Here is a 15,852-nt window from a genome sequence, read left to right as displayed (position 1 = left end):
TTCTGCTGAACGTGATCATCGCGGTGCGCACCTCTTGCATGGCCGCCACCGCGTCGCACCTTTCACATTCGCGGAAACGAGTCGATGATCCGTGGCCGAAAGGATCCGCCGCCGCAGGACATGATGATGTCGTGCACACACTTTCGATGGATCGTTCCCGGGCGTACGAATCGCTCGTGCGAACGCATGGCGATGCCGTCCTCCGCTTCCTGCGCCGACGAATCGATCCCCAGACCGCAGACGACGTCTTCTCCGAGACAATGCTGGTCGTCTGGCGTCGTTTCGACGACGTGCCCGATGAGCCACTGCCGTGGCTGTACGTCACCGCCCGCAACTGCCTGCGCAACGCCGAACGGTCGGCGAGGCGGCAGTGGCGCGTGGTGGAGCGGATCACGACCGTCGATCCGCCGACCGATGCGGTGGATGCCGGGCCGGAGGAGGACCCACGCGCGGACTGCCTGCGCGCCGCCCTGGCGCGGTTGTCGGCCACCGACGCCGAGGTTCTGCGCCTGTGGGCGTGGGAGGAGCTCGCGCCACCCGAGATCGCAACGGTCCTCGACATCACCACCAATGCGGCCACCATCCGGCTCCACCGGGCGAAGAAGAAGTTGAGACAAGAGATGGAAACACCACGCCGACCAACCGGCACCACCATGAAAGGGGGAGAGCGATGAACGACGACGAGCTGAGGGCACTCATGCGCAAGGCGGACCCGAGTGCGGGACACCCGCCCCTCGACGACGCCCGGATCCGGTGGGTCGTCGCCGCCGCGGAACGCGACGGAACGACGGGTCCGGCCCCCGCGGCCACTCGCACGAAGAAGCGCCTGTTCGCCGGCGTCTCGATCGGGGCGGCCGCGACCGCCGCGGCCGGCGCGCTCATCGCCGGTCTGGTCGCCACTCCCGCCATCCAGGCTCCGGGGCCGGGGCCGGATGAGACCCCCGCCGTGTGCGAGACGCCGAGCGTCGAGAGCCTCGGCGAGTTCGACACCGCCTACGAAGCAACCGCCACGGCGATCACCGGTGACGATGTGACCCTCACGGTGACGACGGTGTTCGCCGGCTCGCCCGGTGCGACGCTGACCGTCGAGCAGGTACCGGACGGCACCGGCGTGCTCTTCGCGACGGGGCAGACCTATCTGGTCGCCTCGACGGACGGCTTCATCTCGCCGTGCGAGAGCGGTCCCGCCACCGACGGGCTGCGCCAGTTGTACACGCGCGCGTTCACGGCATCGACGGGCGGATGACCCCGACGTGCGGTGCTCCTCCCGGGGCGCCGCACGTCGTCGCCGACGCCCGTCAGCGCAGCACGGAGGCGATCGCGGCGATGTCGGCCGGTGTGCTTCGGCAACAGCCGCCCACGAGCCGCGCGCCGGCGGCGACCCAGCTCGGTGCAGCGTCGGCCAGCGGGGCCGCGGCACCCTGCCACGTGCGGGTCGCGGCATCCCACCGCTCCCCCGTGTTCGGGTAGGCGACGAGCGGAATGCCGGGGGCCTCCCCGAGCGCGGGGACCACCGTTTCGGGTGCGCAGCAGTTGACTCCGACGGCGAGCACGGTCGGAACGGATGCCGCCGCGCGCAGGGCGTCGGCCCGGGAGCCGGCGGCGGCGAAGCCCGTGCTGTCGGCCGACACGCTCAGGAACGCGGGAACGCCGAGGTCGGCGAGCTCGAGCGCGAGCGCTTCGACCTCGAGCGGCGAGGGGATCGTCTCGACCGCGAGCAGGTCGGCGCCGGCCTCGGCGAGGACGTGCAGCCGGCGACGGTGCAGGCGACGCAGGTCATAGACGCCGAGACCGTAGTCGCCGGTGTACTCGCTGCCGTCGGCGCGCAGCGCGCCGATCGGGCCCACGGATGCCGCGACGACGACATCGGCGGCTTCGCGCGCGAGCGACACCGAGCGGTGCAGGAGCGCCTCGAGCTCGGCATCCGGGATCCGTCCCCCGAAACCCAGCTGGTACGACGCGGTGATCACGACCTCCGCCCCGGCGCCGGCGAAGGCGGCGTGGGCTGCGCGCACCTCATCGGGGTCGTCGCGCAGCACGCGCGCCGACCAGAGGTCGCTCGTGACGTCGTTTCCGCGGGCCTCGAGCAGCGTGCCGAGTCCCCCGTCGAGCACGACCGGACGGTGCGCGAGGGTGGCGGCGAGGTCGATCACGCCTCGTGCGTCTCGCCGGCCGCGAGCACGCGCAGGGCACTCGCGAGCAGGGCCTGGTCCTGACGGCTGACGTCACGCAGAGCCTCGGCCTCGAGGCGGACGAGCTCGGTCATCGCGGCATCCACGCGGTCGATGCCCTCGGCGGTGATGGCCACCAGGATCGCCCGCCCGTCGGAGGGGTTGGGGCGACGGTGCACGAGACCGCGCTCGGCGAGCTTGTCGAGGCGGTTCGTCATCGCGGCGCTGCCGATCATGGTGGCCGTGATCAGGCGGGTCGCGCTGAGCTCGGTGCCGGCCCGACGGAGCACGGCGAGCACGTCGAACTCCCACACGGCGATGCCCGCGCTCGCGAACGCCTTGGCGCGCAGCTTCGACAGGTGGAACGCCGCGCGGCGCAGGCGCGACATCACGTCGAGCGGCGTGAGATCGACGTCGGGCAGCAGCTGCGACCACGCGTCGATGAGGAGGTCGACCTCGTCGTCTTTGCTGCTCGCGTAAGGCATGCTTCGACGGTACCGGAGCCGCGAGGGGTGAGGGGGCACGACGCGGGCGCACGAGGGGCGCGGCGGGCGCGAGGTGCTGTGCCGGTTCGCCGCGTTCCGCGTCGGCGCCCGTCCCTGCGCACCGCATCGAGAGCGACGCTGCGGCGTCTTCCGGACGCTCGACGGGTCGGTCAACGCGCGCCCGGCTCAGCGCCCCCGTGGCGGCGCCGTCGTGCCGCGGGCGACGAGGCGCGTCGGCAGCTCGATGTGCGTCTCGGGCAGGTCGTCGCCCGAGAGCAGCGCGAGCACCATCCGCACGGCCTCGGCGCCGAGGCGCTTCATGGGCTGTCGTACCGTCGTCAGCCCGGGTTGAGCGCGAGCCGCTTCGGGCACGTCATCGAATCCCACCACCGAGAGGTCGTCGGGCACACGCAGCCCGCGCTCGCGAGCGACCTCGACGATCGACAGCGCCGAGAGGTCGTTCGCGGCGAACACCGCCGTGGGCGGATCGGCGAGCGCGAGCATCGCCTCCGCCGCTTCGCGGGCGACGTCCTGCTCGTACCGCCCCACACCCACCAGGGCCGGATCGAAGGGGATGCCGGCGGCCGACAGCGCGGCGCGATAGCCCGAGGCGCGGGCCACGGCCGAGCGCAGATCGGGGCGGCCCGCGATGAAGCCGATGCGGCGGTGTCCGAGCTGCACGAGGTAATGCACCGCCTGCTGCGCGCCGGTGTAGCTGTCGGATTCGACCGTCGGCAGCTCGCCGCGGCCGGTGTGCGGATCGATCGCGACGATCGGCACCTCGCCCGCGACGTTGACGACGGTGGGTGTCACGATGATGGCCGCGTCGATCAGGGTGCCGCTGAGGCGGCTGAGCGAGCGACGCTCCCACCCCTCGCCGTCGCGGCGCGCGCCGGTGTAGGCGAGCAGGTCGTATCCGGTGTCGGAGAGCGCTCCCCCGACGCCCTTGAGGATCTCGGCCGAGAACGGCTCGATGTCGGCGACGAGCACTCCGATCACCCCGGTGCGGCGCGCGCGCATGCTGCTGGCGACGAGGCTGGATTCGTAGCCGAGCGACTGCACGGCATCCAGGACCTTCTCGACCGTCGCCGGCGAGACCCCGCAGCGGCCGTTCACGGCTTTCGACACCGTGGCCACCGAGACACCGGCCGCCGCGGCGACGTCGTGGATGGTCGCGCGTCTCGTCATGGCATCCGACCCTAGCGTGGAAAACATTTTCGAAAACGTTTGACGACGTCATCGGGCCGGGTCACACTGCTCGAACCCGGGGCCGCCGCACCGCCCCGGCACGGCATCGCCGCCGCTGACCACCGGCGCTCCCCCGCGGGCGCACCTCGACGAAGAGAAACGGGAATCACATGAACACACGCACGATCCTCTCCGGGACGGCCCTCGCCGTCGTCGGCACCCTCGCCCTTGCCGGTTGCGCCGGCGGCGGCAGCAGCGGGCAGAACGCCGACGGCTCGGTCACCCTCACGCTGTGGCACAACTCCACGACCGGCGACGGCAAGCAGTACTGGGAGGACACCGCGGCGGCCTTCGAAGAGGCGAACCCGGGCGTCACCATCGAGATCCAGTCGCTCCAGAACGAGGAGATGGACGGCAAGCTGCAGACCGCCCTGAACTCCGGCGACGCCCCCGACCTGTTCATGGCGCGCGGCGGCGGCAAGCTCGCCGACATCGTCGAGGCGGGCCAGGCCATGGACCTCACCGACAAGATCTCTCCGGATGCCAAGACCGCCCTCGGCACCTCTCTCGACGCCTTCGCGGTCGACGGCAAGAACTACGGCATGCCGGTCGCCGTGCTCCCCTCGGGCATCTTCACCTCGCAGGACCTACTGACCGCCGCGGGCGTCACGACCGCGCCGGCCACGATCGACGAGCTCGAAGCGGCGAACGCCAAGATCCGCGCGACCGGCGTCGCCCCGATCGCCGTCGGCGCGAAAGATGCCTGGCCCGCGGCCCACTGGTACTACAACTTCGCCCTGCGCGCCTGCTCCAAGGACGTGCTCGACACCGCCGCCGAGACCCGCGCCTTCGATGACCCGTGCTGGCTCGAGGCGGGCGAGAACCTGCAGTCGTTCCTCGAGACGCAGCCGTTCAACGAGGGCTTCCTCACCACCGCCGCCCAGCAGGGCGCCGGATCCTCGGCGGGTCTGCTGGCAAACCACCAGGCCGCCATGGAGCTCATGGGCGCGTGGAACCCGGGCGTGATCGCCTCGCTGACGCCCGACGAGCAGCCGCTCGCCGATCTCGGCTGGTTCCCCTTCCCCGAGGTGCCCGGCGGTGACGGCGAGCCCGGCGCGATCATGGGCGGTGTCGACGGCTATGCGTGCTGGGTCAACGCCCCCGCGCAGTGCACGGACTTCCTGAACTTCGTGGTGAGCAAGGAGAACCAGGAGCGTTACGCCGAGGCCTTCCAGACGATCCCCGCCTCCAGCGAGGCGACGGATGCCGTGACCACCCCCGCCCTGCAGTCCGCCCTGCAGGCGTACACCGACGCGCCCTACGTCTCGGTGTGGCTCGACACGCTCTACGGCCAGAACGTCGGCAACGCCCTCAACGTCGCCGTGGTCGACCTGTTCGCCGGCAAGGGCAGCCCCCAGGGCATCGTCGACGCCGTCAACGCCGCGGCCTCGCGCTCCTGAGGACACCGACCATGACCACCCAGCTCGCCGCTTCGGCGACGGATGCCGGGCCTCGCCGCCCGGTCGGGGAGGGCGCCACCCGCGCCGCCTCGGCCGGGCGGCCGCCCGCCCGGCGCCGGCTCGAGAACTGGCGTATCCGCGGCGAACTCGCGATCCTCCTGGGCCCGGCCCTCGTGGTGTTCGTGTCGTTCGTCATCCTGCCGGTCGCCCTCGCCGCCTATTACGGCTTCTACAGCTGGTCGGGTTTCGGCGCCCCCGTCGACTTTGTCGGCATCCGCAACTACGTCACGATCCTCACCGACCCCGCCTTCCACGAAGCGCTCGGGCACAATGCGTTCATCGTCGTCGGGTCACTCGTGCTGCAGGGTCCGCTCGCGCTGGGCCTCGCGCTCCTACTGAACCGCAAGATGCGGGCGCAATCGCTGATCCGCGTGCTGATCTTCGTGCCCTACGTCATCTCCGAGGTCGTCGTGGGCCTCGGCTGGGGCCTCATGCTGCAGTCGGGTGGAGCGCTCAACGGGGCTCTCGAGAAGATGGGGCTCGGCTCGCTCCGGGCCGACTGGATCTCCGACCCGGCGCTCGCGATCTGGACGCTGCTCGTCATCATCACGTGGAAGTACATCGGCTTCGCCGTGATCCTCTTCCTTGCGGGTCTCCAGGGGATCCCAGAGGAGCTCAGCGAAGCCGCCGCGATCGACGGCGCCTCCTACTGGCAGATCCAGCGGCACATCGTGCTGCCGCTCATGGGCCCCACCATCCGCATCTGGGCGTTCCTGTCGATCATCGGCTCACTGCAGCTGTTCGACCTCGTGTGGATCATCTGGGGTCAGTACGTCGCCTCGACCGCCGGCACCTCCACCATGGCCACCTATATGGTCGCCAACGGCCGCAACGCCGGCAGCTTCGGCTACGGCAGCGCGGTGGCCGTGGTGATGTTCCTCATCTCGCTCGCCGTCGCCCTCGTCTATCAGCGCTTCGTGCTGCGTCGCGACAACGACGGCGCCCTGACCGGAGGCTCGAAATGACCGCCACCGCCACCCTCGTGACGCCTCGCGGCGGAAAGGCCCCGCGCCGGCGTCCCGCCGGGGCGAACCGCGGCAGCTCGGTGATCGTCGGTTTCGTCGCGCTGCTGCTCATCGGCATGATGCTCGCGCCCGTGGTGTACATCATCCTCGGCGGGTTCCGCTCGAACGCCGAGATCACGGTCGATCCCGCCGGCTTCCCGACCACGTGGAACTGGCAGAACTACACCGACGTGCTCAGCAGCGGTGTCTTCTGGGGCCAGGTCGGCAACTCCGCGATCGCCGCCATCGCGACCACCGTCTTCGTCGTGGCGCTGGGGCTCATGGCCGCCTACGCCCTCTCGCGGTACCGGTTCCGCGGACGCGGCGCCGTCTACGCGCTGTTCACCGCCGGACTGATGTTCCCGATGACCGTGGCCATCACGCCGCTGTACATCCTCGTGCGCAACCTGGGGCTCACGAACTCGCTCGCGGGCGTCATCGTGCCGCAGATCGCGTTCGCGCTGCCGCTGACGATCATCATCCTGTCGCCGTTCCTCGCCGCGATCCCGAACGAGCTGCAGGAGGCGTCCGCGATCGACGGCCTCGGCCGACTCGGGTTCTTTTGGCGCATGGTGCTGCCGCTCGCCGTTCCCGCGGTGGTGACGGTCGGCATCCTGGCCTTCGTCAACAGCTGGAACTCGTACATGCTCCCGCTGTTCATCCTCAACAACGAAGCCGCGTACACGCTGCCGCTCGGGACGCAGGCGTTCGCCTCGCAGTACTCCGTCGACACGGCGCGCGTACTCGCATTCACCTCCCTGTCGATGATCCCCGCCCTGCTGTTCTTCAGCGTCTTCGAGCGGCGGATCGTCGGCGGCCTGACCGGCGCCGTGAAGGGCTGATCCTCCATGACCATCCACAACACCGACGTCGGTGCTGCCCTCGCCCCCGGCGTCTCCCCCCGCGTGCACGCTCTCGTCGCCGAGATGACCCTCGACGAGAAGCTCGCGCAGCTCGTCGGCTACTGGGTCGACCAGGGCGACGAGGTCGTCGCCCCGCTCTCGGGCGAGAAGGTCACGACCGCCGCCTACACGGATGCCACGGTGCACGGCCTCGGTCACCTCACCCGCGTCTATGGCACCCGGCCGGTCGATCCGATCGAGCGCGCCCAGTGGCTGTGGGGCGAGCAGCGGCGTCTGCAGACCGAGACGCGCCTCGGCATCCCGGCCCTCGTGCACGAGGAGTGCCTCACCGGCTTCGCAGCGTGGCAGGCGGCAACGTTCCCGACGCCGCTCGCGTGGGGCGCCTCGTTCGATCCGGATGCCGTGGAGCTCATGGCATCCACCATCGGCCGCTCCATGCGCGACCTCGGGGTGCACCAGGGCCTCGCGCCCGTGCTCGACGTGGTGCGCGACGCGCGGTGGGGACGCGTCGATGAGTGCATCGCCGAAGACCCGTACGTCGTCGGCACCATCGGCACCGCGTACGTGCGAGGCCTGCAGGGCGCCGGCGTCCACGCGACGCTCAAGCACTTCGTCGGGTACTCCGGCTCGCGGGCCGGCCGCAATCACGCCCCCGTGCACGCCGGACAGCGCGAGCTGCAGGACGTCTTCCTGCCGCCGTTCGAGATGGCCGTGCGCGACGGCGGGGTGCGCAGCGTCATGAACTCGTACGCCGAGATCGACGGCGTCCCCGTCGGATCCTCGCCCGAGCTGCTGACCGACCTGCTGCGACGCCGCTGGGGCTTCGACGGCACGGTGGTCTCCGACTATTTCGCGGTCGAGTTCCTCCGCTCGATGCACGGCGTGGCCGGCTCCCTCGGCGAGGCCGCCCAGCTCGCGCTCGAGGCGGGGATCGACGTCGAGCTGCCCGGCCCCGACGCCTATCCGCACCTGGCCGAGCGGGTGGCATCCGGAGCCCTCCCCGAGGCGACCGTCGACCGCGCTGTCGCGCGCGTGCTGGCCGAGAAGGAAGACCTCGGACTCCTGGATGCCGACTTCGCCGACGCCCCCGCCGAGATCGACCTCGACGACGCCGAACACCGGGCGCTCGCTCACCGTCTCGCTCTCGAGAGCGTGGTGCTGCTGCGCAACGACGGCGTCCTGCCGCTCCGCGCGCCGGGACGCATCGCGGTGATCGGTCCGAACGCCGACAGCGGCGAGGCGCTGATGGGCTGCTATTCGTTCGCGAACCACGTGCTCGCCCACCACCCCGGCGTCCCCCTCGGGTTCAAGCTGCCGACGGTGCGGGAGGCCCTGGCTTCGCGATTTGGGGCGGTCTCGTACGCCGCGGGCTGTGCCGTCGAGGGTTCCGACACCTCCGGTTTCGCGGAGGCCGTCGCCACAGCGCAGGATGCGGACGTCGCGATCGTCGTCGTCGGCGACCGCGCCGGGCTCTTCGGCCGCGGCACCGTCGGCGAGGGCAACGACGCCGACTCGCTCGAGCTTCCGGGCGTGCAGCGCCAGCTCGTCGAGGCCGTGGTCGCGACGGGGACCCCCGTCGTGCTCGTGCTGTTGACCGGGCGGCCGTACGCTCTGGGCTGGGCACTGGACGGCGCTTCCGGCCCCGCCGCAGTGCTGCAGGCCTTCTTCCCCGGCGAGGAGGGCGCGCCCGCGCTGGCATCGCTCATCGCGGGGGATGCCACCCCCTCGGGGCGCCTGCCCGTCTCGCTCCCCCGCTCGGCCGGGGCGCAGCCGTACTCGTACCTGCACCCGATCCTCGGCGGCCCGTCGGGCGTGACCAGCACCGACCCGACCCCGGTGCGGCCGTTCGGCTTCGGGCTGTCGTACACGACGTTCGAGCGTGGGCAGTTACGGGTGGACGGGGTGGCGGCGCGCGAGGTCGGGGTCCCGGCATCCGGAACGCCCGCCGACGTCCGCGCGGGCGCCAGCGGCTTCGCGGCGGACGAGGTGCCGGACTCCGGAACCGTCGCCGAAGTGCGCGCGGGCGACGCCTTCACGGTGTCGGCCCGTGTGACCAATACCGGAGCCCGGCACGGCGCCGACGTCGTGCAGGTCTACGCGCATCGCGCCGTGGCCAGCGTGACGCGACCGGTCGCGCAGCTCGTCGCATACGCCCGCGTCGAACTCGAGCCCGGCGAGAGCGCCGAGGTGCGCTTCACGGTGCCCGCATCGCGGCTGGCCTACAGTGACCGGTCGCTGCGCCGGGTCGTGGAACCCGGCGAGGTGGAGCTGCGGCTCGGGCCCTCGTGCGCTGTCGTCGATGAGGCCGTGGCGCTGCGGGTCAGCGGGCCGGTATACGAGCTGAGCGCGGACGATGCGCGCGTGGTCGACGTGGAGGTGCGGCGGGGTTGAGCCGCGGACGCGGTGCGAAACGGTCGACGGCCGTTTCGCACCGCGTTCGACTTTTGCATCGGGGTTTCGCATCGCGCTCCCCCGCGGGATTACGGGCATCACAGCGCCGGCGGGAGGCGTTGCCGCGGGTGGTGCGAAAACGATCGTTTTCGCACCACTTGTCTGGGTGTATCGCGCTGCCGCAGTCGCCCGAAAGTGATTGGTTCTGCCGCGTCGCATATGGCGATTTCGGAGCCGGGGAGCTCGTGAGGAAGACTGGTGCGATGAAGGACGACCCTCGACCGCGGCGCGGACGCCCGGTGGGCGGGACTGAGTTGAACCGCCAGGAGGTGCTCAGGGTCGCGCTGGGGCTCGTTGATCGGGATGGTTTGTCGGGGATGACGATGCGCTCTCTTGCTACCGCCGTGGGGGTGCGGCCGAGCGCGTTGTACTGGCATTTTCGGACGAAGGAACAGCTCGTCGGCGAAGTGTCGGCGTTGGTTTTCGACGACCTAGAGCTGGCAGACGACCAGGGAACAGCATGGGATCTCTGGCTCGCCGATCTGGCACGGGAGATGCGCAGTGCGATGCATGAGCATCCACACTTGGCCGGGATCGTGACAGGTCAGATGCTCATCACTGACCGCGGCCTACCTTTGGCGGAACGCATCTTCCGAGTCCTTGATCGCGCTGGTTTTTCCTCGACCGAGCTGGTTGAGGTCTACAACGTCTTCTTCGGCGTCGTCCTCGGCTGGGTGACGATGGAACTCTCAGCCCCTCCCGAGGGGGATGACGATTGGCAGGCAACCCTCGCGGCTGACCTGAGAGCTGTGGACAGCACCCTTTTCCCCACGCTCGCACGAGTAATGCCGGTCGCCGCGGACCAGGCGTTCATGTTGCGATGGACCTCGGGGCGGGCTAACCCACTCGATTCCTCGTTCGCAGTGGTGCTTGAAATAGTACTTGCGGGGCTACGTGCACGGTTGAGCTGAGGCGACGCATTGCTCTCCCTCGGGTCAGCTCGGTGCTGTTGCCGCGGCGGCGTTGGTTGCAGGCGCTTCTGCCCGAGCGGCGATATCCTCGATCTCACGTGAGCGGGCTAGGACGTGTCTGACAATTGCCTCGTCCACGCGATGACCGTGTTGAGGACAACGGCGGCGCGGAAGACAACCGCGAGGTTGTCGTAGCGAGTGGCAAGGCCGCGCCACTGCTTGACGCGTGCGTATCGGCGTTCGATGACGTTGCGCTGCCGGTAGTCGGTCTTGTCGAGGGCGACCGGCCTACCTCCGCGTGACCCGCGCCGCTTACGGTGCTTCTGCTGATCGGAGGGTTCGGGTATGACCGCCTTTATCCCTCGGGAGCGCAGATACCCGCGAATTGCCCTGGACGAGTAGGCCTTGTCGCCTCGGACCGCGTCGGGCCGGGTGCGCGGACGACCGACCGCGCGGGCAACGTGAAGATGCGCCATTAAGGGCATGAACATTGGTGAATCACCCGCTTGCCCGGCGCTCACCAGTGTGACCAACGGGAGACCGTTCCCGTCGACCAGCTGATGGATCTTCGTCGACAAGCCACCCCGTGATCGGCCGACGGCGTGGTCCGATGGCTCCTGAGTAGAGTCCCCGTAACTCCGTTCGAGCTCAGCTGAGCGCGTCGTGTTCGTCCCGTGTTGATGGGCGCGGGCGATCATGGAGTCCACTGACAATGACCAATCCAGGACCCCGGCGGCGTCGGCAGCGGAAGTGAGCTTGGCGAGTACTGCGTCCCAGGTTCCCTCAGCTGCCATGCGGCGGTGCCAGGTCCAGACCGTCTGCCATGGGCCAAATGCCTCTGGCAGATCGCGCCACGCTATCCCCGTGCGGTAGCGGTAGACGATCCCCTCGATCATCGTTCTCGGATCAGAGAACTTCCGGCCTGGTCGCCCTGTCGGGCCCGGCAGCATTCCCACGATCAACGACCACTGAGCGTCCGTCAGCGTGCGAAGGCGGGACATACCTGGCGCCTTTCTATGCCGCTATCTGTACACACGGGTGACCACGGCACGAGAGGGCTGCCGCCTGATGCTCTTACCGAGGGTCGAAGCCCGTCGTGGGAGAATCAAGTGGTGTACGTGGAGACCCGGCTACCACTGGGCTTGACCCTGTGGCAATCTCGGAACGACGTCGACTCCACGATTCCGGCGGACGGATGCACCGACCTCATCCTGCGCAATGACCACCTTTTCGTCGCGGGGCCGTCAACCCGATGGATCGCCACGAATAGCGATGGCGACAGCGGCTCAGTGGGGCTGAGGCTCCCCCCGGGTTTCGCTGGCGCCGTACTGGGAACGAGCGCGGTCGAACTCGTCGACCGCGCAGCAGCAATTGAGGATGCCTTGCCGCACGATGCCGCTGCCGGTCTGCGCTCGGCCATGCTGTCAGTCGCCAGAAGCCCCGGCCAGGTCGACGCGATCTCCGCCCATGTTCTCGATCGCATGGCCCCGTCGCGTCCACGCCTGAACTTCATTCGGCATGCAGCGGGGAGAGCGGCGTCGGTGGGCGCAGTCGCCGCTGAGCTGGGAGAGTCCGAGCGAACGCTGCGCCGACGCATGCTCTCGGATTTCGGCTACGGATACGCCACCCTCGTACGAATCCGACGAGCCGCTCAGGCTCGACAATTCCTTGAACAAGGCACGACATCCTCGGAGGCTGCTGCTGCTGCGGGCTTTGCCGACCAGGCGCATCTCACCCGGGAGTTTCGTCGACTGGTCGGCCTTACCCCCGCTCAGTTCTCCAAGAGTTCGGCGTAGAGGTCGACGGAGTTTCCATCTGGGTCCAGGAGGGTCGCGTATCGCTGGCCCCAATGGGCGTCCCACGGCTCGACATGTCCGGTGTGGCCCGCCTCAACCAGCGCCGCGAACGCTGCATCGACCGCTGCCGGAGAGCCCTTGTCGAACGCGAGAGCGATGCGGTGCCCGCCCGAGCCGGGAGTGTAGGTGGGATCGAAGCCTCGGATGGTCTCGACAGTGTCGCAAGCGAGGGTCACCCCGTCATCGAGCTTGGCATCCACGTGCGGTGCCGAGTCTTGCCCATCCTCGATCTGCACGCCGAGAGACCGGTAAAACTCAAGGGAAGAACGCATGTCACGGGTGACGATGCCAATGAAGCCGAGTTTGAGTGCCATGCACCCAACGTACGAGCCGGGGCGTCGGCAGGTCTTGAACAGAACGGCCACCATTGTCAGACACGCCCTAGACCGTTGAGAAGAGCGTTGAGCATCGTCTCGAAGCTGGACTCGAGGGGCGATCCGGAACCCGATTCCCACCGCAACATGTACGCCCGGTTTGCCGCCAGCGGCCAGAGATCCCGGATGTTGGGATAGCGGTCAGTGTCGGCTGTGAGCCCTTCGATGGCGGAGCGGGCGCTTCCGCCGGTGTCTTTAGGGTTCGCAGCGAACTCACCGGTGATCCATCCGAAGACGGCTCCGGTGACTGCGTTGTATGCGCGCACGAGGTCGTGCCCGGCGAAGCCTGCACGCCGCAGCGCCGCGATCGTGTGTTCAGCGATGTCCAGGGAGGACTGGCTGGTCTGGATGTTGCTGACGAAGTATGCGGCGAATCGCGGGTGGCTTCCGATCACCTGCCGAGTCCGTAGGCCGAAGGTGAAGAGCCAATCTCGCCACGGGAGGTCTGCAGGCGGCAGCTCAATACGCGAAAGCACCTTCTCGCAGACCAGACCAAGGAGCTGAGATCGGTTGCCGACGTGCCAGTAGAGCGATGCCGGGAATACCCCCAGCTCGGATCCGAGACGACGCATGGTGAGAGCATCGATTCCTGACCGGTCGATGATGTCAAGCGCCGCCGTCACGATCTCATCAGGGGTGGTCAGAGCTCGCGACGTTGACGCCTTCCCGGTGCTCTCCCGACTCATGCCTTGATGATAACGACGCCAGTCATCACGACCCCGTGAGCAGGCGGGCGGGGTTGGTAACCGTCATTGTGTCGAATTCTTCGCCCGTGACTCCAGCTGTGCTGAGCGCTGCGCGGAAGCCGTCGAGGACGAAGCCAAAGCCGTTCCCACCTGAGGCTCGGAGGTGCGAAGTCAAGCACACGTCGTGACTCAGGAGGATGCGCTCGAGATGGCCGGCGCGAATGAGCTTCACGATCTGCGTCACGCGGAAGTCCACCGCCGAAGGCGCCGCGGTGTTGATCGTGTCGAAGCCGACCGTGACGCCTCTCTCAATGAGGCTGAGGGCGTAATCCGGGTCGGCCACGGTGTCGACGTGGCCAACGACGATGCGAGTGGGGTCTACTCCTTCATGGGACAGGATGTCGAGCTGAGCGTGCCCGACGGGCCACCGTGCGGCGTGGGTGTACAGCAGCGCGTTCGTGCGGCGGCTTGCTCGCGCCGCCGCACGGAAAGAGCGTTCTTCGGTAGCGGAAACGAACCATTGATCGGCGCCGATCTCGCCGATGATGCCGGCACGCGCATCTGTTCCCGGGATTCCCTCGGTGAGGTCGCGGACGATGTAATCGGCGACATCGTCGATGGTGAGCCGGTCGAAAAGTGCCCGGTCGATGAAGGGGTCTCGGTAGTGACCCGTTCCGAGCACTACCTTGACCCCGGTCGCGCGGGAGACGCGAGCCACAGCGAGGACGTTGTCAGCCGCGCGGGTCTGGCCAGGAAACGTCGCTGTGAACAGCGGGTCCGCGGCGAGAGTCGAGCCGGGTGTGAGTTCTGCGGTCGTCAGATCCCAGATGGTTCCGCCGCCCTGGTTCGCAAAGACCGACAGTTCCTCGACAAGCAACGTCTCGTCGGTGACGAGACCGTCGCCGCGGCGCTCGCGCATCAAGTTGATGAACAGGTGCTCGTGCGGCAGAGTGACGCCGAGGTCAGCGACGTTGATCTCCTCACCGGTTGCGGTAGGGACTGTACTCATCGTGCCGACTCGGCGAGAACGTGGCCCGCTTCGAAGGCCAGGTCAGCTTCGACCCGCGTGAGGGCGCGGTCGAACCTGCTGATCAGCTCGTCCACTTCCTCCGGGGTGATGGTCAGCGGCGGGGCGACAAGGACGGCCTCGATGTACCCGCCGGTGGTCGGGTACAGGAGAAGACCCTCCGCTACGGCGGCTTTGAAGATGCGCCCCGCGAGTTCCCCTTGAGGCCGCTCGGTCGCGGCCGCTGTGTCATCGAACTCGACTCCACGGAGCATCCCGCGTCCCCGCGTGTCAGCGATTAGGGGGTGCTTGTCGGCGAGATCGCGCAGCCCCTCGGCGAGGGTGGCCCCCATAGATTGCGCACGGGTGACGAGCTGCTCGGAACGGAAGACGTCGAGCACGGCGCCGGCCACAGCCGCCGAGAGAGGATTGCCGCCGTAAGTGTGACCTCCCAGCACACGGCCGCTGCCGGTCTCGATGGTGTGGAGAATGCGCGCGTCCACGAGTGTTGCCGCGATGGGGGTGTACCCCGCACCGAGCGCCTTGCCCACCGCCACAAGGTCAGCGCGGACGCCGTCCTGGAAGGAGGCCAGGATCTCGCCCGTCCGACCGAGGCCCGACATGACTTCATCAGCGATGAAGAGTGCGCCGAACTCGTCGCACAGCGCACGCAACCCCTGCAGGTACCCGCGCGGGGAAGTGGTGACCGCGAGGGTGGCGCCACCAACAGGTTCAATGAGGATCCCGGCGAGCCGGCTGGCGTAGCGCTCGAACACAGCACGGGCATCGGTAAGAAGCTGCGCGCAGTATTCGTCCTCGCTCAGATCGCCCTGGTCTGCGAATGCGTAGGGGGTGGGTAGGGCTGGGATGTCGAGGGCGATGCCCGCGATGGCCTGGCGGCGGGCGTGCCCGGAAGCGGAGAGCGCGCCGAGGGTGTTGCCGTGGTAACCGCGCTGGGCGGAGAGAAAGACGGTGCGCTCGGGGGCGTTGATCTCTTGGAAGTACTGCAATGCGAACTGCATGGCGGCCTCGACGGCCTCCGAGCCGGAGTTGACGAACCATACTCCCGCGTACCCCGTGAGCTCGGCGAGGTGGTCAGCGAGCTCGACGAGCGGGGCGCTCGTGAAGGCCCCGCGATGCGTGAACGTGACACGGCCCGACTGCTCAGCGATCGCGGAGAGAACGGCGGGGTGGGCGTGGCCGACGGCAGTGACGACCGCGCCTGAGCAGCCGTCCAGGTATCGGGTGCCGTCGGTGTCCCACAGCCAGACACCATCACCGCGATCGATGGTGGGCAGCTGGGCGTTGAGGGCGTTGTGGATCAGGGTGGAGCTCAT

General features: G+C 68.8%; 16 protein-coding genes. 8 read left to right on the top strand and 8 right to left on the bottom strand.

Going from position 1 to position 15,852, the window contains the following annotated elements:
- Window positions 1-11 precede the first annotated feature (11 nt).
- Both QE410_RS02730 and QE410_RS02725 read left to right on the top strand, forming a co-directional pair.
- Entirely contained in the window at window positions 12-674 is a 663-nt protein-coding gene (locus QE410_RS02730; RefSeq protein WP_307327501.1) for an RNA polymerase sigma factor, read from the top strand.
- Window positions 671-1,246 carry a hypothetical protein gene (locus QE410_RS02725; protein ID WP_307327499.1) on the top strand — a complete coding sequence of 192 codons (576 nt, stop codon included), beginning with the start codon at window positions 671-673 and terminating at the stop codon, window positions 1,244-1,246. Before QE410_RS02730 ends, QE410_RS02725 begins: the two co-directional genes overlap by 4 nt.
- Before the next feature lie 52 nt (window positions 1,247-1,298).
- Here the strand turns inward: QE410_RS02725 and mmuM are convergent, their stop codons facing one another.
- The 3 genes from mmuM to QE410_RS02710 all read right to left on the bottom strand — a co-directional run bounded on the left by mmuM (window position 1,299) and on the right by QE410_RS02710 (window position 3,844).
- Window positions 1,299-2,153: a homocysteine S-methyltransferase gene (gene mmuM, locus QE410_RS02720; protein ID WP_307327496.1), complete on the bottom strand. Its 855-nt coding sequence runs from the start codon at window positions 2,151-2,153 to the stop codon at window positions 1,299-1,301.
- Window positions 2,150-2,656, bottom strand: coding sequence for a MarR family winged helix-turn-helix transcriptional regulator (locus QE410_RS02715; RefSeq protein ID WP_307327494.1), 507 nt, complete (start codon window positions 2,654-2,656; stop codon window positions 2,150-2,152). The genes mmuM and QE410_RS02715 overlap by 4 nt, the downstream gene beginning before the upstream one ends.
- A 186-nt stretch (window positions 2,657-2,842) precedes the next feature.
- A complete protein-coding gene (locus QE410_RS02710; RefSeq protein WP_307327492.1) occupies window positions 2,843-3,844 on the bottom strand; it encodes a LacI family DNA-binding transcriptional regulator in 1,002 nt (333 codons plus the stop codon).
- Between the two features lie 170 nt (window positions 3,845-4,014).
- Between QE410_RS02710 and QE410_RS02705 the strand changes: the two genes are divergently transcribed.
- The 5 genes from QE410_RS02705 to QE410_RS02685 all read left to right on the top strand — a co-directional run bounded on the left by QE410_RS02705 (window position 4,015) and on the right by QE410_RS02685 (window position 10,593).
- Window positions 4,015-5,304, top strand: coding sequence for an extracellular solute-binding protein (locus tag QE410_RS02705; RefSeq protein ID WP_307327490.1), 1,290 nt, complete (start codon window positions 4,015-4,017; stop codon window positions 5,302-5,304).
- Between the two features lie 11 nt (window positions 5,305-5,315).
- A complete protein-coding gene (locus QE410_RS02700; RefSeq protein WP_307327488.1) occupies window positions 5,316-6,329 on the top strand; it encodes a carbohydrate ABC transporter permease in 1,014 nt (337 codons plus the stop codon).
- Window positions 6,326-7,210 carry a carbohydrate ABC transporter permease gene (locus QE410_RS02695; RefSeq protein ID WP_307327486.1) on the top strand — a complete coding sequence of 295 codons (885 nt, stop codon included), beginning with the start codon at window positions 6,326-6,328 and terminating at the stop codon, window positions 7,208-7,210. The genes QE410_RS02700 and QE410_RS02695 overlap by 4 nt, the downstream gene beginning before the upstream one ends.
- A gap of 6 nt (window positions 7,211-7,216) precedes the next feature.
- On the top strand, window positions 7,217-9,622 hold the full coding sequence (locus tag QE410_RS02690; protein WP_307327484.1) for a glycoside hydrolase family 3 N-terminal domain-containing protein: 2,406 nt from the start codon (window positions 7,217-7,219) through the stop codon (window positions 9,620-9,622).
- A gap of 263 nt (window positions 9,623-9,885) precedes the next feature.
- Window positions 9,886-10,593: a TetR/AcrR family transcriptional regulator gene (locus QE410_RS02685; protein ID WP_307327482.1), complete on the top strand. Its 708-nt coding sequence runs from the start codon at window positions 9,886-9,888 to the stop codon at window positions 10,591-10,593.
- Window positions 10,594-10,700: 107 nt separating this feature from the next.
- Here QE410_RS02685 and QE410_RS02680 read toward each other — a convergent pair whose 3' ends face one another.
- Window positions 10,701-11,594, bottom strand: coding sequence for an IS5 family transposase (locus QE410_RS02680; protein ID WP_307327480.1), 894 nt, complete (start codon window positions 11,592-11,594; stop codon window positions 10,701-10,703).
- Between the two features lie 111 nt (window positions 11,595-11,705).
- On the opposite strand from QE410_RS02680, the gene QE410_RS02675 reads away from it, so the two are divergent.
- The gene (locus QE410_RS02675) at window positions 11,706-12,389 is read left to right on the top strand and encodes a helix-turn-helix domain-containing protein (RefSeq protein ID WP_307327478.1); all 684 of its coding nucleotides are present in this window, start codon (window positions 11,706-11,708) and stop codon (window positions 12,387-12,389) included.
- Here QE410_RS02675 and QE410_RS02670 read toward each other — a convergent pair.
- The 4 genes from QE410_RS02670 to QE410_RS02655 are packed head-to-tail and all read right to left on the bottom strand — an operon-like array spanning window position 12,365 to window position 15,852.
- Entirely contained in the window at window positions 12,365-12,763 is a 399-nt protein-coding gene (locus QE410_RS02670) for a VOC family protein (protein WP_307327476.1), read from the bottom strand. The genes QE410_RS02675 and QE410_RS02670 overlap by 25 nt on opposite strands.
- Window positions 12,764-12,819: 56 nt before the next feature.
- On the bottom strand, window positions 12,820-13,509 hold the full coding sequence (locus QE410_RS02665; RefSeq protein ID WP_307327474.1) for a TetR/AcrR family transcriptional regulator C-terminal domain-containing protein: 690 nt from the start codon (window positions 13,507-13,509) through the stop codon (window positions 12,820-12,822).
- A 25-nt stretch (window positions 13,510-13,534) separates the two neighbouring features.
- Window positions 13,535-14,518, bottom strand: coding sequence for a phosphotriesterase (locus tag QE410_RS02660; protein ID WP_373459314.1), 984 nt, complete (start codon window positions 14,516-14,518; stop codon window positions 13,535-13,537).
- Window positions 14,515-15,852 carry an aspartate aminotransferase family protein gene (locus tag QE410_RS02655; protein WP_307327470.1) on the bottom strand — a complete coding sequence of 446 codons (1,338 nt, stop codon included), beginning with the start codon at window positions 15,850-15,852 and terminating at the stop codon, window positions 14,515-14,517. The genes QE410_RS02660 and QE410_RS02655 overlap by 4 nt, the downstream gene beginning before the upstream one ends.

Source organism: Microbacterium sp. SORGH_AS_1204, from assembly GCF_030818935.1.
GTDB lineage: Bacteria > Actinomycetota > Actinomycetes > Actinomycetales > Microbacteriaceae > Microbacterium.
Note: the sequence above shows the minus strand (reverse complement) of the source record. Positions and strands in the feature narration are given on the sequence as shown.